We start from the raw sequence: 20,239 nt of genomic DNA on the forward strand, positions 1-20,239 counted from the left end.
TTTTTGACGATCGCAATAATTCTCTCAGTTGACCATTTTGACTATATGATACTACTATTGCTTACTACTGCTTACAAACTTAATAAAGTTTTATAATACCATTTTAGAATTTAGATTTGAGAAACAGTCCTGGACGTGCTTCGACCAAATATTTTTTCCTTCTCCCCTAGATAATTAAGGCCTTCTTCTATAAATCAAGTTTTTGGCTTTTTTAAACAGAAAAAGAGCGAATAAGAAACTCGCTCTAGAGAAAGTATTAAGATACGAAACCTCAATCAAAAAAAACGATAGAAGAATCTAGCTCAGCTCATAAAGGGGAACCCAAGAAAGTTTCTAGTTATCCCCGACTCAGGCTCGCGTCATCAGTCTATGGCTTAAGCAACTTCGGTGATGCTGACAATTTTTCCGCCAGCGCGATGAATGCGCTGAATTTGCGGAGTCATCTTCCCACCAGAGACAAGATATTCAGTGTTGCTCACTCGGCGAGGGCTATCAAATTTAGCTCCTTTGACAACAATCTTGAACATTTTTTCGGTGGCATCTTTGGAAGCACTAATGCGACCGCCTGTGCTTGGTAAAGTAATTTTGTTACCACTATTACCAGCTACGAAGTCAACTAAGCGAGAAGCGGTAAAAGCACTGTCAACTCCTGCATAACCTTGATACAGGGAAAGAGTGCGATTGTAGCCAACTTGCTTTTGTCCGAGTTGACTTTTTGCGCCTTGATAATAAGGGACTGTATTCTCGCCAAATTTGTCCTCATATTCTTGACTGTCAAGGTACGAGTCAATTTCTGCATCGTAGCCTTTTTCGATACAGGTGCGAATATGCTCAGAAAGTTCTGCTTGGTCTAAGGGAGCGCGACCTAACAAATGTTTAAAGTTTAGCTCGACAAAGCGGTAGGGAGCGCATGATTCAAAATACCGACTGCGATAGAAGTCGGATTTTGCCACAGCGCGGACAAATTCCCGTACTGTCGTCCCACCATCGCACAACTGGGATTCTGCCACAGTCAGGCGTTCGCTTTCCATCACGTGGGGATTGCCGAGCACTTGCTTGTAAACTGCCCGAATTACGGCCTGTGTATCATCGGAACTGCTAGTAGACCAAAGTTCTACTGGTGCATCTAAAACCACACTCATTGAGTTTCTCCTAAGACTAAATAACGTTTCAAAACAGGGAATTAAGGATTGAAGAAAAACACGCTCAGGGAGGTAATTCCCCAAGTCGTGAAGCTAGAAGTTTAAACGGTTTCTAGTTGACAGCAGTGATGCTGGCAATTACGCCGCCTTGTTTGTGGATGCGTTGATATTCTTGGGAAAGTCTGGAAAACGGCACTACATAAACTTGGTTGCTCTGCCGAATTTTTTGAACCCGATTCTTTGCAGAAGTGCGATAGCCAGTTACTTCGATACGGAAAACCTTACCTTCGTCACCAGAAGCAACGTTGTAAACACTTTTAGCACCGCGCTGTCTATCGGGAAATGACCAACCATCTCCAACTGAACCGCCGGAAGGAGGAATGACTGCTACAGGGGTTTCTTGAATCACGTATTTGTTCAAAACTGGGGATTTTCCAGAAAGACTTCCTTTGAAATCGCTGCTGGAAGGGCCGCGCAAGAGAGCAAACATATGAGTAAACCCAACCATATTTTGTCCTGGTTGGGTTTTGTAGCCTCGGTAGTAGGGAACGATATTTTCGCCGTAGGCGTTTTGGTATTCATCGCTGTCGAGGTAAGAATCAATATCTGCCTCGTAGCCTTGAGTATCTAAGATAGTGCTATGGGTTCTCATTTCTTCTAGGCCATCCGGAGCTCGACCGAGAAGATGTTTGAAATTCAGTTCAAGAAACCGATAGCGAGGACAAGTATCGAAAAAGCGAGAACGGTAAGCGTCGGATTTTGCCAGAGCGCGGACAAATTCGCGTACACTCAATGCACCACTTTTGAATTGCGATTCAGGAATTGTTGCCCGTTCGCTTTCCATGACGTAAGCATTACCCAAAACTTGCCGGTAGACGGCACGAATAATGGTTTCTACTTCTTCTTGTGAACGTCCTGGAATCAGTTCTAAACAGGGTGTTTCTTCAAATAAACTGACTCCAAGTCGAGATGCAGGTCCAAAAACCATTTAAAAAATCTCCACTATTGTGTTATGTGAAAATTTACCATAATTGGATGTTATATTAGAAAACTTTACATAATGTAACATTCCAGGGTAGGTTGCTGTTTCACGTACTACAGGAGTTTTTTGGGGTACAGGAGTCTTTTAGGGTAATAGGTGTGGCTGTAGTATGTGCTGCGCTCGCCTGGAAATTCGTCGGCGGGAAAATTAGAGAGGCGGTAGCTCTCCGGCAAAACTTTGACGCTTTTCAAACCATAAGGAGCCATTCTCTGAGCCCCAAATCTGTTCGTGAGTATTTACATCCATACCGCGATCGAGACTGCTCCAGGTTGTTTCGGTAATTTCCACGTCGCTGATGAGGTAGGTTGAACAACCTTTTTTTTCGATGAGACACTGGTTTCCTGGTTCTACACTACCACGAAACATTTCTCCTTCTCGTTTGAAAACCATAGAGCAATTGTAGCGCCGTTGAATGCAATCTGGTTTAATTGTTTTGAGAATGCTTAATTCCCGTGCTGCTCCGGCGTATTGTACTGGATCGTTGAGACTATAATTTTCAATATAAATTTGTTCTCCTTGGTCTATTAATTTGTGGACTCCTTGACGGTAGGGAGTCCACAGATCGTGGTCATAAACCTGCTCGGAGTAAAAGCCAATGGCGTTAAAAAAATCAAATGGTAAGGGGCGGAAAAATATATGAATGTGGGCAAATTGTTGTGGTTTTTCAAAGGATTGTTTGTAGTTGCTGAAATCCCCGGCCATCCACTGAGCCAGAGTGATTAAATCATTATTTGTTTTAACTGAATTCATAAGTTTTTTTACTTTGTTATATAGCAATTATCAAGTGAGGTACGGATTAGTAATTGGTAATTGGCGGTGAGTACATCACTTGGTTGAGAACCGCTCTACCATTTATCAAAACTCTGGTTACAAAACAATTGTTCTGCTTGTTTCATCTACTCTTTAGGTAAGGTGCGTCGCTGCGATATTCTCGATTAAAATTAGGGATTGTTTGTGGCGGCGCAACTTACAAATATTGTTGCATGATTTTCGATAATTGGTATTATTTGCCGGAGAGCGATCGAATTTCTGAAGAAAATGATGCGGTGACAACTCCACTTCCTTTACTGGTTTTGATCAGGGAAACACGAAAGCGCAGGTTGGGATTGGCAAACCAAATTTTTTCTTCGGCGGCGGCGTTATCGTAGCTTGTCAGGAGGACAAAGGTGCCATCGTCTGTGATGTGATAGTCGGCGGCGGCGGGAATGGTTTCGGCATATCCTTGGTCTCGCAGTAGTTTACCGCGATTGGGGACTGTGGGATCTGGGATTGGTACGAGGATACAACTGCCTTTCATTTCAGCGTTTTCATCCCAATCTGACTGGCCTTCCCATGCCATGTGAAAGGGGTTGACTGCTTGGGCTGGGTCGATGTTGTAGGATTTGCAGAGGTCGATTACGGCAGCATCATCGGGTGAGAGTGCAACGATATCAATGACTGACTCGATCGCTTCAAAGTGTCGGAAAGTCAAGTGATGGGCGCTGCGCTGCGATCGCCACTGTCCGAGGGAATTGTCAACAAATTGCTGGATGTTCATGAAAATTATTTTACAAGCTCATTGACTCAAATATTCTTTTCAATTTTTTAAGATTGACGAGAACACTACAGCTTGCGGGTAATGGCATTGTACTATGTTGTTTGAGGATGGGAGTAGAAGGACTTGAACCTTCGACCTTGAGATTAAGAGTCACCTGCTCTAACCAACTGAGCTATACTCCCGCATCTAGGCTACTATAACACAACTAATCTGAAATATCAACTATTTTTGTAAATATTTGTGGCGATCGCCGGCTGGCGAGTTTTCTGTAAGGGCGATCGACAAGAGCCAAGAACCCGCAAGCTACTGATGGTATCATTCGTTTAGTTACCTTCGAGCCAGCAGAGGAGGCAATCGTGCAATGGATTCATTAAACATTCAATATCGCGACATCGTTGAAAGAATTCTCCAAGAATATATCGATTTTCTCGGTAATGACGACCTAGCTGAGGTCAAATTAGTATTAGATGAAAAGCGCGATCGCTATTTGTTAGTCGAAACAGGCTGGCAAAACGGTCATCGCATCTACGGAAATTTGATCCACATTGAAATTATCGACAACAAGCTGTGGATCGAACACGATGGTACGGAAGATGGAGTTGCTTACGAGTTGATGGCGGCGGGAATTCCTCAAGCAGATATTGTTTTGGCTTTCAAATTGCCGGAACTGCAAAAAGTGCGATCGGGGGCGATTTCGCGATCGTGAGCGATCGACCTTATTAAGGTGATGCGCGTACCTGCGATAGTCAGTCCGCGTTCTGTTCGGATAATCTTTGTTTGAGTGTTCGGTGTCGAAGTCATACTCGTAACCTGTGAGTTATTGCTTCTATAGTAGCTTATGAAATAACGAATTTGCTATTTAAATTTAGTCGATAGCACGTAGCATCCGCATAAAATTTACGATCGCGATCGTCTGTATTGGCACGCACTGCAAACCGATCGCATATCTAATCCTATTTTGAGCGATTGAGCCATCAAAACCTCAACTATATCTTGTTGATTTCTGCACTTAGCCAATTGAATTGGGGTACAACCCCGTTGATTCCGTGGATTCACCTCTGCTCCAGAAGCTAAGAGCGATCGCACAATATTTAAGTGACCGAGTGAAACTGCGTTGTGTAATGCTGTACATCTGTTATTATCTCTAGCATTGACATAGGCTCCTGAAATCAATAGAAGTTGCACAATTTCCAAATGTCCTTTGAGAGCTGCTTTGTGTAAGGCTGTATTTTCGCTATAATCTTTAGCATTAACATCAGCTCCAAAAGCGATTAGAATTTCTACAACTGGTTTGTGTCCCCGCTCCCCAGCAGCGTGAATAGCTGTTTTGCTAATTGTTACTCCTTGCAACAGTAAAAACCTGACCACATCTTTGTGTCCTCCCGCAGCCGCTTCATCCATCGCTCGCTCGATATGATTTTCATAGCCGTAAGCGGTTCCCTCTAATGACAGTCTGCGTTCGAGCAAAATTTGCACAACCTCTTTGTGTCCGTTCTCTGCTGCTAATTCTAAAGCTCCATTCCCGAAATCTATGATGACGCTAACATCGGCTCCGCGATCGATTAATAGTTGCACCATTTCCACAAAACCCAACCAGGAAGCAGCGATCAAAGGATAAAAACCTTGAGCGCATTCTCCATTCACATCTGCACCATACTTAATTAGTAGGTCAGCTACCTCAATTTGGTTATTTGCTACTGCGAAGTACAACAAAGTATTGCCGTAAGGAGGTGTTCGTCCGGTTCGAGCATTTGGATCGCCCCCTTGTTCAAGGTAAGACTCAACCTCCTGAATATTGCCGAGTGCAGCAGAAATGTATATGTTGACAACAGCACCTTGAGAAAATAGTATTTCGAGAATTTCTTGATGTCCTTTCCAAGCTGCAACCAGAATAGGGGTTTGCCCATAACGATCGACTATATTGATATCTGCTCCAGCAGCAACAAGTGCTTCAACAATCTTGGGTTGGTTGTTCCAAGCTGCTGCCTGTAAAGGAGTGTCTACAGAGCCAGTACCGCACCGGAAATTTACATCGGCACCAGAGTCAATCAGCAATTTTGCTAACTCTAGATTTTTATAGGAGATAGATGAATGTAGAGGTGTATTGTTAGCTCTGTCTGCTGCATTAACATCTGCGCCTCTAGCAATTAATGTTTCAGCCATCCTGAAGGATTCTACCATAATTGCTTGGTGTAAAGGGGTACTATCTGAGCAACTTTCATCTCTAAAATTTATATCATCTCCCCGATATAGGAGAGCGATAACTCTGTCAAAATCAAGATGACAAACAGCTTGACATAATTCCTGGCTCATTTGTGTTTCAAATGTTTTATTATAAAATTTTGGTTCCACCGCTCCACTAATCATTTTACATAATAAACAAGCAAACAGAAAAGCCAATTACCCAAATAGGTTTGGCTTTTCTGCTATAGTCCTGGACGCACGGGTGGTCAGAAACCGGGTTTTTTACGAAAATCTTTCGTTGTCGCCCACAGCAAGGGCAAAAAACCCGGTTTCTTGGGTTTTGATGCGTAAGTTTTCTGCTACTTATCAATTCAGCAAAATGCTATCGCTGAATCTTGGAGACGACGCCCGCACCGACGGTACGATCGCCTTCGCGGATGGCAAAACGCATATTTTGTTCGATCGCGAGATCCTTCACTAACTGCTAACCATCGCCTTTAATATTACCGACAGAATACTTATTTTCTTTCATAACTCTCATCAAAAATCTTAGAGCTTCATTCACTGCTTCAGAGTCAGGAAACATTTCTGCAACATCAGGTTCCAGATGAACTGTCAGCCCGCTAAAACTCTTGCGTGCATGACCTACTTTTCTCACTCGCAAGCTCTTCAGATCGTATTCCGATCGCAGTTCGTCTTCCATATCTGTTTCAGCCTTCTTCATAAACTTCTCGCTCTTTTCTAGTTACTTCTCTGGCGCTAATTAAACGAATTGTCTTGCCCCTTTCCGTATAAGACACTATTAATAAACGGCCTCGGCGCGATTCTCCTACAATAATATATCGATCTTCCTCATCAGAATGGTCTGGATCGTAGAAATCGACATATAGCGGATCGTCAAAAACAGTTTTTGCCTCTTCAAATGAGACTCCGTGCTTTGACAGATTTCTCGCTGCTTTGTTTTCATCCCACTCAAAATTCATGTACGTATTGTAGCATCATGCGTTTTTTGAATTCAACTGTGTTGTGCAGGCACGAACGTTATTTCTATTGACTGGCGATCGCCCCACTAACTATCTTACAACAGCACCTTTACAAACAAGCAAACAGAAAAGCCAATTACCATTCGGGCAATTGGCTTTTCTGTTACTTATCAATTCAGCAAAATGCTATCGCTGAATCTTGGAAACGACGCCCGCACCGACGGTACGATACTACGAACCTAGAATAAGGACTAAAGTCCTCACTACGAACCTAGAATAAGGACTAAAGTCCTCACTACGAACCTAGAATCAAGTAAGGTTTTTTTGACCTAGAATATAGGGCAACAATTTAGCGATGTTTCTCGCATCGTCAATCCCTCGGTGATGAGTTCCTTCTAGGGGTAAACCCGCAAGTTCTAAGGCTGTTTCCATGCCGTACCTTTTTGGCAAGCCTTGGGTTTCTGAAAAGACTTTTTTGAGATTGATGTGAGGATAAGCAATGGGAAAAGGAAGTTGATGAAAGTTGCTATCCTTTTTAAATTGTTTGCGATCGTAGTCTCCCCAGGAACCAAATACACCGTTTGGGTAGCCAGACAGCCAGTTTTTCAGCATCGCGCTTGCTTCTGGGTAAGTTGGAGCCCGATCGACTTCCGTTTGGGCGATCGATGTTAGCGCCGTGCAGAATTCGGTGAGAATGGGATGGCGCAAGGGTTTGACGAAGGTTTGAAATTCATCAACGATTGTTAGGGTTGTGGAATCTACCATCACTGCGCCGATCTCGATAATTTCCATCTGATTTCGGGCGATCGATCCTTTGTCGCAGCAGGTTGCTTCCAAATCGAGCACTAGATAATAGTCGAAGTGTTTTAAACTCTTCATAAATTTTACCTAAATATTTTTTATTTTTAACCGCAGATGAACGCGGATTAACGCAGATAATTTTATACGATCGCCAAAACACCTCATTTTTGCAATCGATAGTGCAGCAGCATGAAACCGTTACTGTAGATTTTTCGATCGACCAATTCCAGATTCGTCGGCGCGATCGCCCTTGCAAACACAGGAATTCCCGCCCCAATGACTACCGGATTCAACTTGACAATCATCTCGTCAATCTCTGAAACCACCGTTGCTGCTAACTCACCACCACCGCACAGCCAGATGTCTTTACCCGTTTCTTGCTTCAATTCCTGAACCAATTCAACAGCATTTTCCGAAACCAGTGCAACATTCCCATCGGGGCTGGCTGTCATACTGCGCGAAAAGACATACTGCTTCAAGCTGGGATAAGGATTAGTCAAACCGACATTTAGCCCGACTTCATAGGTTTTGCGCCCCATCAAAACAGCATCAAATTGCTTGTTTCCTGAAAAATTAATTCCCAGCGCTTCGTGAAGGTGAGCCGGAATGGTTTCGGGAAAGCGATCGAACAAATCGGCAAAATGCTCTCCGGCCATCGGAAAGCAATCAAAGGAGCCATCTTCGCGAGCAATAAACCCGTCAACGGTGGAAGCCACGTAATATATGAGTTTTCTCATGTTTAAGATTGTTTGTTAAGAAGTTTTGGGAATCACCAAGGCTGAAACCATGGTAGCAGTAGTGCTTTTCAACGGCGCGATCGCCCGCATCTCTAGAGACAATAGAAGGAAAGGGCGATCGATACTCCGAAAGAAGATAAGCTGATGTCAACTAAATATGACTGCTGAAAATGGCCGAACAAGATGAAGCTTCCAAAACCATAAAAGTCACAATGCCTAACCGAATCCATCAAAAGCTGAAGAAGCTGTCTGACGAGTCAGGAATATCCATGTCTAAACTGATGCTCCTGGCAACTATCAAGGAATATAAGCTCATTGATGATAAAGATACCACTGACTAACCCCATTTAGTACCCAGTCTTACCCCATTATGCTATCCTTTAGGGAAATAGTCAACCCTGGAGGTGTACTTGTGACCCAAAATGAACTCGAAGCCCTTGTCGATGAACTCGGCTTAGTGGCTGTCGTTAGCCTGTTGGCAACAATCTGCCACAACAAAGCCCGACAAACCTTGTGCCTCAAAGGACAAGGGGCCAGTCCTTATACGGCATGGAACAGCAATGGCTTCTTGCTGAAACAGTTGATGACTAGGCTGCGCCCGATCGGCAGTTGCGATCGCGATGTCAACCTCAACGTCAACTGAGGTTCTGAGATTCAACCCGTGCAAGTTCGTAAAGCATTGGTTTTAGTCGGTTAACAGCCGGGTATGTATGCTTTAACTGTTAGGGCACGGGTTGAAACTCCTCGGTTGTGAACCAAGAATGGAGAGGACGGGACTCGAACCCGCATCGATCGACAGCAACTTTCAGGAAACGCGCTTCCTTACTGCCCGCAAGCAGACGGGAACTGCCCCCATCTCGGACTGTTAATTCCTTTCAGTGCATCTGCAACCCGCTGCCAGTTTGTGTTTTCAGGGAACGTCGCGAAGCAACTTTTTACCCTACTCAACAAACGCGATCGTCCTTTTGAGAGCCGCTTTTCCTAGTTTTTACAGTGCCATTCCATTTAGGCGACCTCCCCAAAGTTTTTATTACTAAGTAGGTGGACATAAATAAATGCAAGAATGTCATTGCGAGGAACGAAGCAATCGCAGGGTTTTCGGATTACTTCGTTATCTTTTCGGACAGGTAATATATAAGTCCACCTACTTATAATAACAAATATATTTGCCAAGTCCCCGAATATTTCATTAAGGAAGATGAAGGAATCGAACCCTTACAGGTGTTACCTGTACCCTTGTTTTCAAGACAAGTTGCTGACCATTTAGCGGCATCTTCCATGATGCAAAACATCCATGATTCCTATGGCTCAAACATAGGAAATCCACCGGGAAGGTACTGCCCCTTCTACCTCTGCGTTATCAGCACAGTTCCTCGCTTTTCGGATTCCGGTGGTGAGATCAAATCCCTGTCGCCTCGCGCCGTATTTGTAAGGAGACAGCACTGCTTTATCCCTAGGATTATCGGTACAATAAACCGGATTTGATATTAAAAGGAAGATGAAGGAATCGAACCTTTACAGTTGCCTGTACCCTGGTTTTCGAGGCCAGTTGCCAACCGTTTAGCGGCATCTTCCAAGGGTATCCGACGGGACGTTATGGTGTTGCTCGCGAGCGGGACGCTCGCACTGAGGGATTCACAGGCTAGCGTCTCGACCGCTTCGACTTCAGACACCGCATGGAATCAAGGAGAATCGAACTCCTAACCTCTTGCGTGCAAAGCAAGCGCTCTACCAATTGAGCTATGACCCCGTTTTGGTGGATACTGGTCGGACTCGAACCGACATTTTCCTAGTTGCGAACTAAGCGCTTTTCCGATTAAGCTACAGACCCAAAGTTGGTGGATTGCGATCGGATTTGAACCGATATCTTTCTAGCAGCCAGCTAGATGCTTTTCCAATTAAGCTACGAACCCATTCAGCAGGAGTGGTAGGACTCGAACCCACAACATTCGAGGTAGAAGCTCGACACTCTATCCAGTTGAGTTACACTCCCGTATTGTTTGTTAATAAGGCTGGCGCGCGGGTGACCAGAAACCGGGTTTTTTGCGAAAATACTTCACTATAGTTCGCAGATTGTATGAAAAACCCGGTTTCTTTGATTTATGGGCAATCTTTAATTAACATCATGTTCATTCAATTAATTGGGATTTGTCGTTGGGCGGGGGCGGGTTTATAAGATTGTTATTTGTAGGCAGTTATTGTTGGCGAACCCGCCCCTACAGGACTTATTGCAAATCCAACACCTACAAAGCTTTCGACTTTTCTTGATACCATTTTTTGGCTGCATTCATCACTGCTTTATTAACCTCTTTCCAGGTCAAGCCAGCAGCTTCTAGTTCTGCAACACTTTCTTTCTGTACATCAGCGTTAAACCATTTTAAAAATGCTCCGATTTTGTCCATCTCAAACTGACCCGAACAAACTTCTGTCACCCCTTGTTCTAATCGAGCAGGGGTTACAAACAGATTCACAAAGTCATCAATGCTTTGAGCAACTTCTGGGTCGATTTGAACTGGTTGTTTTGTTTTTATAGCTTGGTGTTTTTCGCCTTTGGCTTTGAACAGCAGTTCCGCATAAGACAACCTTTCCGCAAGTTCGCCGCTTTCGGGAAACATTACCAAGCCTTCGCCAATCCCTTCGAGGCCGAAAGTTTCTTTCACCCAAGGATCTAGTTTTTCTACAGTATCAACCGCTTGATTGAGAGTGTTAACAGCCGATTCTAGTTGAGTGCGATCGCCAAAATCCAAAACAATCGGTTCTCCATAAAAAGGTAAGACAAAAATATCGGGATGTTTTGGCAAAAACTCAGCGATTTTGTCCCGGCAAATTTCCAGTTTGGCAACTTTTCCATCTATGCCGCCGAATTGCACTGCAAAAACTGCAAAGATTTTGCGATCGATCTCAGATACAGCCGTCCGTTTCTGAATGCCTTTACCGCACCATTCCCCAAAAATAGTTGCGTGTTCGGTACTCGCCAATCGAGAGAAGTAATCGATATTTTGATTTACCCAATTCGCAAAGCCGAGATTGTCGTTTTCTGGGGAGATTATTTGCGATCGACTTTGGACAGCAACTTTACCATCAGTAAAGATTTGAATGCCACCATTAGTACCGTCGAGTTTAATTTTAGCTCGATAAGTTATCTTCGGAGCTTCCCCAACCAATTCTAAACTGCGGCGAAGATTGTACAGCAGTTCGATGCTCGGCCATGTTTGCATTACGGTCGATCGATCCGCTGTTTGTTGACAGTAAATTGCCGACAAATCGATACCAATTACTTCATCAACTTTGCCCAAAGCCATACCAAAAGAATAAACACCTCGCAGCTTTGCCGGTTTGATTATAGTACCGTCTTTCAGCACAGAATCAGTTAAGGCTATCGCAACGATATCGCCAACATCATAAATGTTTTCTGAGTTGGCAACAATTTGCACTGAATCATGCCCTGGAGCTTCAAAATTATAGAGATATAGCGCATCAGCATTAGGATGATTTTGCGCGGTTTTTACTTCCATAGCAATTACAGGCATGGGAAACTCCTTTGGTTATAACTTTATTAAAAGGTGAAATAGTGCAATTCCCTAAGGATAGCTGCGCCGATCGCACTATTTGCGTGCGAGTTATCAGAGCATTGCGTTTTCTGAGTTACTAGAGGGACTCCGCCGATGAGTTATTACACACTCTTTAAAGGATGGCTACTTCTAAGCCTACCTATCGGGTTCACTGCACTCCCCGTTCGCAAACGCGCGCCGTTTTTGACAGCGTTACCTTTCCTCTCGTACTAAAGTATGTAGGCTCCAAAGATTGGGACACGCAAAGTACGCGCGGCGCAGCTATCCCGTAGGGAATCGCTCTTAACATAAGACTTACGCATCAATGGTCATAAACCGGGTTTTTTCCGAAAATCTTCCGCCTTCACCAAAAGATGAGATAAAAAACCCGGTTTCTTCGATCGAATAGGTAAGTTTTGCAATATAAAAAATTAATCATTCAATGGAATCAACCTCCTTAAAATCAAGCAATAACAACGAGAGTGGTAGGAGTCGAACCCACAACATCCGCGTCCGAAGCGCGGCGCTCTATCCATTGAGCTACACTCCCATAAATTGGTAGTCATGACAGGATATTACCCCGCTCTTGCTTGTAGCAAACAGGACTCCAAAAGCGGATGATGGGACTCGAACCCATGCGCTGAGAATGGCATACTCAAATGCTAACCTTTACATCACACCCGCAAACAAATTTGATATTTTAGTTTACGTGTAACAGTCACTTGTCAACAATTGTAAAACTTCACTGTCAACTGTCAACTGTCAACTGTCAACTGTTTAATCAGCCAAGCGGATAACGAGGCTCGAACTCGTGCCTAGAGTTTGGAAGACTCGAATGCTACCGTTACACCATATCCGCGCGATCGAAAATGTAAAACTGCTTTTATAGACTGCTCATCGTTATGAAAAATCTCGATTAATTTGAGGAAAATCTACTGTCAAATTCTGCAAATATCCTTCCTTCTTCGCTAGAGTCTAGGACGGAAAATAGTACGCTTTTGAATCTGTCAGCAAATTGACCATTCGGCAATAAAAAGTCTGCAAACATCTGAGCTACCATAGATGGATCGTTCCTGAAGACACCACATCCCCAAGCTCCTAAAATTAACGCATCGGAACCTTTGTTAACAGCTAAAGCCAACAATTTTGCACCGCGTCCGTACAGAGTTTCGCGAATTTTTCCCGTACTTTCTGACTCTTTTCGGGAAATCTCACCAGCATTCGGAGCGCAACTCGTGATAAAATCAACAAGATAAGGTTCCTCAAGCAAAGTTCCATCATCTTTTCGGAATACTGAACAGCCGGGAGAGTAGATGAGTCGATCGGAGTAGAGCAGCGATTTATGAGAGCGATGATACTCGTAATATTTAGGACATTTTAAGAGGCTTTTGTACAGTGCAGAACTGCGTGCTAAGCTCTCTTCTTGCGCTTGAGCGCCTCTGATGAATCCACCACCCGGATTTTTGGCAGAAGCGAAATTTAGGACTCCTATTTTTGCAAATTTGTGCGATCGCCCTATACGCTCTGCACCCACCAGCGTTGTCTCATTTCTCACCATAAATTCGGTGTTCGAGAATTGGGGAGTACCTGAGAGAACGTTTTCCTGAATCGCTGACAGGGCTTCGGGTTCGTAGTATGCCGTCCCAGCAATACAGGAGGCTAATTGGCGATCGATCTTAACCTGCTTCCCTTCCGGGGACAAGTAGCAACCATCTTCGAGAATTTTTAGCGTGTTTTGGGCGATCGCAATTCTTTTCATACTTTTTACTGAGATTTGCTACAAAAAATTTGGGCTGTAACTTCTATTGAAAAGTTAGCACAATTAGATAGACTCCTTCTGAGCTTTAGGACAAGCAAGTGGCGAGAGTTGAACTCGCATAAAAGCTTTACAAGAGCCTCATGTTGCCAATTACATCACACCTGCAATTTTGGTGGCGGGGACAGGAGTTGAACCTGCTATGAAGAGGCTTATGAGACCTCCAAGCCTACCCAGGCTACTTCACCCGCGATATCACCAAATACCCCTGGCTGGCCTCGAACCAGCAACCTCCTCGTTCTAAGCGAGGCACCTCTTCCAATTGGGCTACAAGGGCAAAATAGTTGACAGTTGACAGTTGACAGTTGATAGTTGATAGTTGATAGTTAACCACTGTAATTTTATCTTATATATATTAAAAATTCATGCTCCCGACAGGATTTGAACCTGTAAAAAACTAGCTTCTCGAACTAGCGCGTCTGCCGTTTCGCCACGAGAGCAAATAGTAGAAATTGGCTATTAACCAAGTACCCCTGACAGGATTTGAACCTGCAAAATACTCGTTCTGAGCGAGTAATGTTTTCCAATTACATCACAGGGGTAAAGTCGGGATAGCAGGATTTGAACCTGCAACCTTCGGCTCCCAAAGCCGCCGCGCTACCAAATTGCGCCACATCCCGTTCATGCTCCTGGTGAGACTCGAACTCACAATCAAAATAGAACAGATTTTAAGTCTGCCGCGTCTGCCAATTCCGCCACAAGAGCAAGTATAAACTTAAGGAAAATTTGGTACTCCTAGTGAGATTTGAACTCACACTTGACAATTTTTGAAATTGCCGCCTCTTCCAATTGGGCTACAGGAGTATAATTAATCTGCTTTGGTAATAGCAGAACTGGGAAGGTAGGGCTTGAACCTACATTTGTCCGCTTTCAAAGAGCGGTGCCATACCGATTAGGCGACTTCCCAATAATTGAATGCCGGGGTAGGCTTTGAAGCTACAAACTGATGCTTCAGAGGCATCCGACTTTACCAATTTGTCCACCCGGCAATTTAAAAAATGGCTGCCTCAGTAGGACTCGAACCTACAACCATCACGTTAACAGCGTGCAGCTCTACCGTTGAGCTATGAGGCAACGCAATCCCCCAAGTCAGTATCGAACTGACGGCCTCTTGTTCTTCACACAAGCACTCTACCAACTGAGCTATCGGGGGAAAACGGAGAGAGAGGGATTTGAACCCTCGACGGTTGTTAAGCCGCTCTTTCTTAGCAGGAAAGCGCCATAAGCCTCTCGGCCACCTCTCCTCAATGAGCGAGAACGGAGGGATTTGAACCCCCAAATCTTCAGCCGCGCAAACTGAGTTGTTGTCCGATTACAACACATTCTCATAATTGCAATTGCATATTAAATGCAATTACAAATAATTTACAATCTCAAATCTCAAATCTTAAATCTTGAATCTAAAAATCCAAAATCTAAAATCCAAAATCTAAAATCGCATGGGTCGGGCTGGAATCGAACCAGCAATGCTTTAAGCTACTGTTTTACAGACAGCTACTCATACCAATATGAGAACCGACCCAAGGTTGAAAATTTGGTAGGTCGCCGAGGAATTGAACCTCGATCCATCCGCTTAAAAGGCGGCTGCAAAACCATTCTGCCAACGACCCACACACAGTGCTGACGGGAGTTGAACCCGCAAATCACTTGGGTGAAAACCAAGCGGCTTAAACCATTTGCCTACAGCACTAAAAATTTGATATTAAAAATTTGGCACAGGAACTGAGATTTGAACTCAGAATGCTGGTTTTGGAGACCAGAGTGTTGCCAGTTACACCATCCCTGCTTGCGATATAAGTTCAAAGAAACCGGGCTTTTTACCTAATCTCTGGGCTCGGGTGAAGAATTTTCGTAAAAAACCCGGTTTCTAACTACCTGTGCGTCGAGCACTGTGTTGCTTTGTTACTTTCAAAGTTAAAAACTGCAATTAAAAGAGTGTTGGTTTAATCTTTTAATTTCTCGTTTTTCAAAACAAGTAAGCTTCTGGAACTTGTTCGCTCAAACTTTGGTATCATCTCGCATTTGCCAAACCAATTTCTGAGCTTCCCATGCTGCATCAAGTTGTTGCAAAGTAGCATCAACGTCTTGAGAATAGCTGTCAGCAAGGGATTTTTGAACGAACGCAGTCAACTGATCTTCCAAGTTGGCACTATTATTTGATACATCGTTTGGCATGAACTTTGAAAGAACGGTAGTTTTGGTCTTCATAACTTCTAACCTCCGTCAATGTCTATTAGGCTTTACTTCCTCTGTTTTGTAGAATGACCGACTTTACAGTGCGTACCCTAAATAATTAAATTTCATGGAATTTATGTAATTTTTAATTACAATTGGGAACAGAGGTTAGGGCGGGATTTGAACCCGCGAAATTCGGTTTTGCAGACCGATGCTTTGAGCCACTCAGCCACCTAACCTGGGAGTCCCGACGAGGTTTGCACTCGCAATCTTCTGCTTGAGGGGCAGACGGCTTGACTTTTGCCTACGGGACTATTGATTTTGGATTTTGGATTTTAGATTTTAGATTGAAGAATTATTACTTGAGATTTGAGTCGATTTAAAATTTTAAATTTTAAATCAAAATTTCAAATCTAAAATCTCAATATCTCAAATAAGGTGCGTCGCTATGAGATTGTCGATATTATTTAGGATTTTTGATGGCGACGCACCCTACAGCTCAAATCCAAAATCCAAAATCCAAAATCCAAAATTGCTTGACGGGGCTGACGGGTTTCGATCCCGCTACCTTCGCTGTGACAGAGCGACGCTCTCCCAATTGAGCTACAGCCCCACAAAGGTTTGTGTTTGGACGGGGTGGCGGTTGATTCCGCGTACTACAACCTAGGGGTTATGGTTGCCGGAGTCTACACCGCCAAATGTCCAAAAGTATGTGACATTGTTAATTTCCTATTCAGTTTTCAAGGTTCGTATTGCTTGTGAGTTAAAGCTTTGAAGCTCTTTCCCGGTTGCTATATATTTATGCTACATTATGTACTACAGAACTGTCAAGGGGGTAATACAACTTTTTTTGAAATCTTTTTTTTGACATGGGTGTCGATCGCCCTTTCCGAACACTCCCACTCTGCCAAACTACCTAAAATCAAGACATTTGGCTGCTAAACTGGTGGTGTCGTTCGAGAAAAATCCGATGCTGAAACTGTACTACAATCCGATTTCTCTGAATTCTCGTCGCGTGTGGGTGGCACTTCTGGAGAAACAAGTTGCGTTTGAGCCGATCGCACTTAACCTCGACGGCGACCAATTTGCACCGGATTTTCTGGCAATTAACCCGTTTCACCGCATACCGGCGTTGGTGGATGGAGATTTGACTTTGGTGGAGTCGCTGGCAATTCTCGATTATATAGATGCCAAATATCCCACGCCCCCACTGCTACCGACAGAGGCGAAAGCCTTGGGAATTGTGCGGATGGTGTCCATGCTGACTTTAAATGAACTGTTGCCGGCAATGTTTCCCTTAACCAGGCAAATGCTCGGTGTGCCGGGAGACACTGAGGAAAAGTTGGCACAGTCCAAGCAACAGATATTAACCCTGCTGAGGTTTTTTGAGGGCTTGTTGGACGATCGGCGCACTTTTTTTGCTGGCGAACAGTTTTCTTTGGCGGAAGTCGTGGCGGGGACTGCGGTTCCTTCTGTGGGGATGTTTGACATATCTTTTGATGAGTATCCGAAGTTGCAGCAGTGGGTTGCGAGACTTGCAGGGCGCGAGAGTTGGCTGCAAACGGAGGTACCTCAAGCGCAAATTGCGGCGAAAATCCCAATTATTCGGGATTTACTGGCGGCAAGGCTTTAAATCTTCAACCCGCCTCCGCAGGTTTCGTCTGTCTAGGCGCGATTTCAATCGCCCGCTTCCCATCGCCCCCTATTTACTGGCGGCAAGGCTTTAAAGATATACAGGGCGATAAATATACCGGGCGATTAGAAATCGCGGCTATACAAACAATGTCCACCTCCGTGGACTCAAGAAACTTCTAAGCCCCTAAATATATCGGGTGATTGAAATCGCCCTTAATCGCAATCGCTGGCAATTTCTTCAACCCGCGCAGGCGGGTTTCGTCTGTCTAGGCGCGATTTCAATCGCCCGGATTCGATCGCCCGCTTCCGATCGCCCGGATTCGATCGCCCGCTTCCGATCGCCCGGATTCGATCGCCCGGATTCGATCGCCCGGATTCGATCGCCCGGATTCGATCGCCCTTCCGATCCCGCTGTCAATCCCCGCTGAGACATATTTATCAAAAATAAGGTTTCTTTTCCTTGAAATTCCCATTATCATTATCGGCAGTGTGGAGTGAAAGGAATCCCAAGTGACCGGAAATCATCTGTTTCAAAGACTGCGAAAAAAATGGCGTTTTGTGGCGATCGCCCTAGCAGCGGCTACAATAAGCTTTATCGTCGGTACGCTGCTGCCAGGAAACCAACAAGGAAGCGACAAACCTGCAACCGCCGCCGTGCAGAACCTCAAGCAATCCTTAACGGTAAATCGGCTAGCAAAGGAGGTTGGAGAAGATCGAACAGGCTTTAATCTCGATCGCACAATTGAGGAACTTCTCACCGTATTGGAATCCAAAGAAAAAAACTTGACTTTTGTGCCACCTGAGCAGTTTCAGGGAACAACTGTTTTTGAAGGGACAATCAAATATTCTCAGAAAGTTATTGCTTTAACAGTTGATGACGGGCCGTGGCCAGAAACAACTGAACAAATGCTGGATATTTTTAAGCAAAATGACATTAAAGCAACATTTTTTTGGATAGGTAAATCTCTCGAAACTTCTCCTGACATTGCGCGCCGAGTTGTGGCGGAAGGTCACGCGATCGGCAATCATACGTGGCATCACTGGTACGATCCGATGGATGCGGCGACGGCGGCTAGTGAAATCGATCGCACGGCAAAACTTATTTACGAAACGACGGGAGTTAAGACTACTTATTTCCGTCCGCCGGGAGGAGTTTTGACTAATGGTTTGGCTAAGTATGCTAAGGAGCAAAATTATTCTGTGGTGATGTGGTCGGTAACTTCTGCTGATACCGATCCCCGCGCTCAACCAGAAGCTTTTGTTGAGAATGTGTTGAAGAATGCCAAGCCGGGGGCGATTGTGTTGATGCACGACGGCGGGGGCGATCGATCTCGTACTATTAAGGCTTTACCGGAGATGATTGCTGGCTTGAAGCAGCAGGGATATCGGTTTGTGACGATTCCTGAGTTGCTGGAAATGCAAGGGCAATCGGCAGCGTAAATTGTGCGGCGATTGCTTGTCTTTTTTCGAGGATAAAACTAAGGCTAAAGAAACCCGTTTTCTGGGATAAATATTGGTTTTTCAACTATATATACGAAGAATCTGGGTTTCTTACTCCCTAGGATTGCGTCCTTTAATAGCATAAATTTGCGATAGATTTTAGATTTATACAATATGATTTAACCGCAGAGAACACAGAGAACACAGAGGAAGAGAATAGAGAGATGAATTATTAATATGCACCGTGCGATATAATTTTTGTGAAAAATGATATGAAAAAATCTCAAGAAATTAGAAAATAATGAAGTTGAGAGGATAGGGGATATTCCTACTGAGGTAAGGTTGATAAATACTGTTGATAATGAGTTAGTTCGTCACTGGCTGCACTCTTTGGATACTTGTCCCAGTACCAACAGTTGGGCGATCGCCCGCGCAGACCAACTGCACCACGGAGATGTAGTATTTACTAAGCAGCAAACCAACGGGCGCGGACAACAAGGGCGCACTTGGCACTCCCCAACCGGTGTTTTGACTGCGAGTTTTGTACTCGACAACCTCAATCCCAATCTGTTACCCGGACTCAGTTTAGCAGTCGGTTTGGCTGTGATTTTCGCGATCGAGGATTTGGTGCCCGAATGTCGCGATATGCTGCGCCTGAAATGGCCAAATGATGTTTGGATCGATCGCCAAAAATTAGCCGGAATTCTCTGTGAAGCCACTTCTGGGAACACATTCGGCACTCGCGTGGTTGTCGGAATTGGACTCAACCGCTGCGTAGATTTCGCGGCGGCCGGATTGGATGCCAGGGCGATCGGCAATGCGGTAAGCTTGCATTCTATTGCGGGTAATGTGCCCGATGAACTCTGTTTGCTCGATCGACTCCGGCACTATTTACTCGAACTAGCCGATATGTTCTCCACCACCGACAGGGCACCCGAAAAGTCCGGTTTAGCGCGACTGTTACCGGAATTGCGCCGTCGCGACGGGCTGATTGGCTGTAATGTGGCGATCGAACTTGCGTCGGAAACTATCTGCGGAGAAGCCGCCGGGATTGACGGATGCGGCCGGTTGTTAGTATGCTTGGCAGGCGATCGAATACAAGCCTTTACCTCCGGCCGAATACGATTAAGTTAAGACGAAGAAGTCATTTGTTATTTGTTATTTGTTATTTGTTATTTGTTAGCAATTCCCGATGC

The 20,239-nt window shown here is 44.5% G+C and carries 18 protein-coding genes, 29 tRNA genes, 1 pseudogene and 1 other annotated feature; of the genes and pseudogenes, 6 read left to right on the plus strand and 42 right to left on the minus strand.

The genetic code is table 11. The features are described 5' to 3' along the window. Positions 1-374 precede the first annotated feature (374 nt). The 5 genes from JGK22_RS21400 to JGK22_RS21420 form a co-directional block, all read right to left on the minus strand. Complete coding sequence (locus JGK22_RS21400; protein WP_293183825.1) at positions 375-1,142, minus strand: phycobilisome rod-core linker polypeptide; 768 nt, start codon at positions 1,140-1,142, stop codon at positions 375-377. A gap of 112 nt (positions 1,143-1,254) precedes the next feature. Next, the gene (locus tag JGK22_RS21405; RefSeq protein WP_293183822.1) at positions 1,255-2,130 is read right to left on the minus strand and encodes a phycobilisome linker polypeptide; all 876 of its coding nucleotides are present in this window, start codon (positions 2,128-2,130) and stop codon (positions 1,255-1,257) included. A 201-nt stretch (positions 2,131-2,331) separates the two neighbouring features. Further along, positions 2,332-2,934 carry a chromophore lyase CpcT/CpeT gene (locus JGK22_RS21410; protein WP_293183820.1) on the minus strand — a complete coding sequence of 201 codons (603 nt, stop codon included), beginning with the start codon at positions 2,932-2,934 and terminating at the stop codon, positions 2,332-2,334. A gap of 253 nt (positions 2,935-3,187) precedes the next feature. Then, complete coding sequence (locus JGK22_RS21415) at positions 3,188-3,721, minus strand: phycobiliprotein lyase (protein WP_293183817.1); 534 nt, start codon at positions 3,719-3,721, stop codon at positions 3,188-3,190. 108 nt (positions 3,722-3,829) lie between these two features. Next, positions 3,830-3,903, minus strand: a tRNA-Lys gene (locus JGK22_RS21420). Between the two features lie 179 nt (positions 3,904-4,082). Between JGK22_RS21420 and JGK22_RS21425 the strand changes: the two genes are divergently transcribed. After that, positions 4,083-4,427: a XisI protein gene (locus JGK22_RS21425; RefSeq protein ID WP_293183814.1), complete on the plus strand. Its 345-nt coding sequence runs from the start codon at positions 4,083-4,085 to the stop codon at positions 4,425-4,427. Between the two features lie 191 nt (positions 4,428-4,618). On the opposite strand, the gene JGK22_RS21430 is transcribed toward JGK22_RS21425, so the two are convergent. The 6 genes and pseudogenes from JGK22_RS21430 to JGK22_RS21455 all read right to left on the minus strand — a co-directional run bounded on the left by JGK22_RS21430 (position 4,619) and on the right by JGK22_RS21455 (position 8,426). Next, positions 4,619-6,088 (minus strand): ankyrin repeat domain-containing protein, encoded by a 1,470-nt coding sequence (locus JGK22_RS21430; RefSeq protein ID WP_366026310.1) that lies wholly within the window; start codon positions 6,086-6,088, stop codon positions 4,619-4,621. 199 nt (positions 6,089-6,287) lie between these two features. Then, positions 6,288-6,389, minus strand: a pseudogene (locus JGK22_RS21435) (hypothetical protein); the annotation flags it as partial. Continuing rightward, entirely contained in the window at positions 6,390-6,629 is a 240-nt protein-coding gene (locus JGK22_RS21440; protein ID WP_293197513.1) for a hypothetical protein, read from the minus strand. Next, positions 6,616-6,888, minus strand: a complete 273-nt coding sequence (locus JGK22_RS21445) for a BrnT family toxin (protein ID WP_293183806.1) — start codon at positions 6,886-6,888, stop codon at positions 6,616-6,618. Before JGK22_RS21445 ends, JGK22_RS21440 begins: the two co-directional genes overlap by 14 nt. A 309-nt stretch (positions 6,889-7,197) precedes the next feature. Continuing rightward, positions 7,198-7,767, minus strand: coding sequence for a 3'-5' exonuclease (locus JGK22_RS21450; RefSeq protein ID WP_293313619.1), 570 nt, complete (start codon positions 7,765-7,767; stop codon positions 7,198-7,200). A gap of 83 nt (positions 7,768-7,850) precedes the next feature. Continuing rightward, complete coding sequence (locus JGK22_RS21455; protein WP_293183801.1) at positions 7,851-8,426, minus strand: dihydrofolate reductase family protein; 576 nt, start codon at positions 8,424-8,426, stop codon at positions 7,851-7,853. 412 nt (positions 8,427-8,838) lie between these two features. Between JGK22_RS21455 and JGK22_RS21460 the strand changes: the two genes are divergently transcribed. Further along, entirely contained in the window at positions 8,839-9,069 is a 231-nt protein-coding gene (locus JGK22_RS21460) for a hypothetical protein (RefSeq protein WP_293313622.1), read from the plus strand. Positions 9,070-9,618: 549 nt separating this feature from the next. Here JGK22_RS21460 and JGK22_RS21465 read toward each other — a convergent pair. From JGK22_RS21465 to JGK22_RS21615, 31 genes are all read right to left on the minus strand, one after another. Beyond that, positions 9,619-9,704: transfer RNA gene (locus JGK22_RS21465), tRNA-Ser, on the minus strand. A gap of 399 nt (positions 9,705-10,103) precedes the next feature. After that, positions 10,104-10,176 (minus strand) — tRNA-Ala (locus JGK22_RS21470). A gap of 4 nt (positions 10,177-10,180) precedes the next feature. After that, positions 10,181-10,257, minus strand: a tRNA-Ala gene (locus JGK22_RS21475). A gap of 5 nt (positions 10,258-10,262) precedes the next feature. After that, positions 10,263-10,339: transfer RNA gene (locus JGK22_RS21480), tRNA-Ala, on the minus strand. 6 nt (positions 10,340-10,345) lie between these two features. Then, a tRNA-Arg gene (locus JGK22_RS21485) sits at positions 10,346-10,419 on the minus strand. A 250-nt stretch (positions 10,420-10,669) separates the two neighbouring features. Further along, positions 10,670-11,956, minus strand: a complete 1,287-nt coding sequence (locus JGK22_RS21490; protein ID WP_293313625.1) for an RNA ligase family protein — start codon at positions 11,954-11,956, stop codon at positions 10,670-10,672. A 132-nt stretch (positions 11,957-12,088) separates the two neighbouring features. After that, positions 12,089-12,144: a sequence feature (23S ribosomal RNA rRNA prediction is too short), on the minus strand. A gap of 310 nt (positions 12,145-12,454) precedes the next feature. Then, a tRNA-Arg gene (locus tag JGK22_RS21495) sits at positions 12,455-12,527 on the minus strand. Positions 12,528-12,589: 62 nt separating this feature from the next. Beyond that, positions 12,590-12,661 (minus strand) — tRNA-Gly (locus JGK22_RS21500). A gap of 104 nt (positions 12,662-12,765) precedes the next feature. After that, positions 12,766-12,836, minus strand: a tRNA-Gly gene (locus JGK22_RS21505). Between the two features lie 57 nt (positions 12,837-12,893). Continuing rightward, positions 12,894-13,736, minus strand: a complete 843-nt coding sequence (locus JGK22_RS21510) for a TIGR02452 family protein (protein WP_293183794.1) — start codon at positions 13,734-13,736, stop codon at positions 12,894-12,896. Positions 13,737-13,829: 93 nt separating this feature from the next. Continuing rightward, a tRNA-Thr gene (locus JGK22_RS21515) sits at positions 13,830-13,901 on the minus strand. A 95-nt stretch (positions 13,902-13,996) separates the two neighbouring features. Next, positions 13,997-14,070, minus strand: a tRNA-Leu gene (locus JGK22_RS21520). An 89-nt stretch (positions 14,071-14,159) separates the two neighbouring features. Continuing rightward, positions 14,160-14,233 (minus strand) — tRNA-Leu (locus JGK22_RS21525). A 28-nt stretch (positions 14,234-14,261) separates the two neighbouring features. Continuing rightward, positions 14,262-14,335 (minus strand) — tRNA-Leu (locus JGK22_RS21530). Between the two features lie 4 nt (positions 14,336-14,339). Continuing rightward, a tRNA-Pro gene (locus tag JGK22_RS21535) sits at positions 14,340-14,413 on the minus strand. A gap of 4 nt (positions 14,414-14,417) precedes the next feature. Continuing rightward, positions 14,418-14,498, minus strand: a tRNA-Leu gene (locus JGK22_RS21540). Positions 14,499-14,520: 22 nt separating this feature from the next. Beyond that, a tRNA-Leu gene (locus JGK22_RS21545) sits at positions 14,521-14,597 on the minus strand. 29 nt (positions 14,598-14,626) lie between these two features. Then, a tRNA-Gln gene (locus JGK22_RS21550) sits at positions 14,627-14,700 on the minus strand. Positions 14,701-14,708: 8 nt separating this feature from the next. Continuing rightward, positions 14,709-14,782, minus strand: a tRNA-Gln gene (locus JGK22_RS21555). A 10-nt stretch (positions 14,783-14,792) separates the two neighbouring features. Beyond that, positions 14,793-14,867: transfer RNA gene (locus tag JGK22_RS21560), tRNA-Asn, on the minus strand. Between the two features lie 6 nt (positions 14,868-14,873). Continuing rightward, positions 14,874-14,946 (minus strand) — tRNA-Phe (locus JGK22_RS21565). A gap of 4 nt (positions 14,947-14,950) precedes the next feature. Further along, positions 14,951-15,037, minus strand: a tRNA-Ser gene (locus tag JGK22_RS21570). 8 nt (positions 15,038-15,045) lie between these two features. Beyond that, positions 15,046-15,120, minus strand: a tRNA-Arg gene (locus tag JGK22_RS21575). A 113-nt stretch (positions 15,121-15,233) separates the two neighbouring features. Then, positions 15,234-15,315, minus strand: a tRNA-Tyr gene (locus JGK22_RS21580). A 13-nt stretch (positions 15,316-15,328) separates the two neighbouring features. Then, positions 15,329-15,403: transfer RNA gene (locus JGK22_RS21585), tRNA-Lys, on the minus strand. A gap of 5 nt (positions 15,404-15,408) precedes the next feature. Next, positions 15,409-15,483 (minus strand) — tRNA-Glu (locus tag JGK22_RS21590). A gap of 21 nt (positions 15,484-15,504) precedes the next feature. Beyond that, a tRNA-Trp gene (locus JGK22_RS21595) sits at positions 15,505-15,579 on the minus strand. Between the two features lie 212 nt (positions 15,580-15,791). Beyond that, positions 15,792-16,001 (minus strand): hypothetical protein, encoded by a 210-nt coding sequence (locus tag JGK22_RS21600; protein WP_293183792.1) that lies wholly within the window; start codon positions 15,999-16,001, stop codon positions 15,792-15,794. Positions 16,002-16,133: 132 nt separating this feature from the next. Continuing rightward, positions 16,134-16,207, minus strand: a tRNA-Cys gene (locus JGK22_RS21605). Next, a tRNA-Glu gene (locus JGK22_RS21610) sits at positions 16,208-16,282 on the minus strand. Positions 16,283-16,508: 226 nt separating this feature from the next. Beyond that, a tRNA-Asp gene (locus JGK22_RS21615) sits at positions 16,509-16,581 on the minus strand. 318 nt (positions 16,582-16,899) lie between these two features. Here JGK22_RS21615 and JGK22_RS21620 point away from each other — a divergent pair. The 4 genes from JGK22_RS21620 (at position 16,900) to JGK22_RS21635 (ending at position 20,177) form a co-directional block, all read left to right on the plus strand. Beyond that, positions 16,900-17,601, plus strand: coding sequence for a glutathione S-transferase family protein (locus JGK22_RS21620; protein WP_293313628.1), 702 nt, complete (start codon positions 16,900-16,902; stop codon positions 17,599-17,601). A 199-nt stretch (positions 17,602-17,800) separates the two neighbouring features. After that, positions 17,801-18,031, plus strand: a complete 231-nt coding sequence (locus JGK22_RS21625) for a hypothetical protein (protein ID WP_293183788.1) — start codon at positions 17,801-17,803, stop codon at positions 18,029-18,031. A gap of 82 nt (positions 18,032-18,113) precedes the next feature. Continuing rightward, positions 18,114-19,043, plus strand: coding sequence for a polysaccharide deacetylase family protein (locus tag JGK22_RS21630; protein WP_293313631.1), 930 nt, complete (start codon positions 18,114-18,116; stop codon positions 19,041-19,043). Positions 19,044-19,385: 342 nt separating this feature from the next. Further along, positions 19,386-20,177 (plus strand): biotin--[acetyl-CoA-carboxylase] ligase, encoded by a 792-nt coding sequence (locus JGK22_RS21635; RefSeq protein WP_293313634.1) that lies wholly within the window; start codon positions 19,386-19,388, stop codon positions 20,175-20,177. Positions 20,178-20,239 lie beyond the last annotated feature (62 nt).

It is taken from the genome of Microcoleus sp. PH2017_08_TRC_O_A, assembly GCF_020738665.1.
Taxonomy (GTDB): Bacteria; Cyanobacteriota; Cyanobacteriia; order Cyanobacteriales; family Microcoleaceae; genus Microcoleus.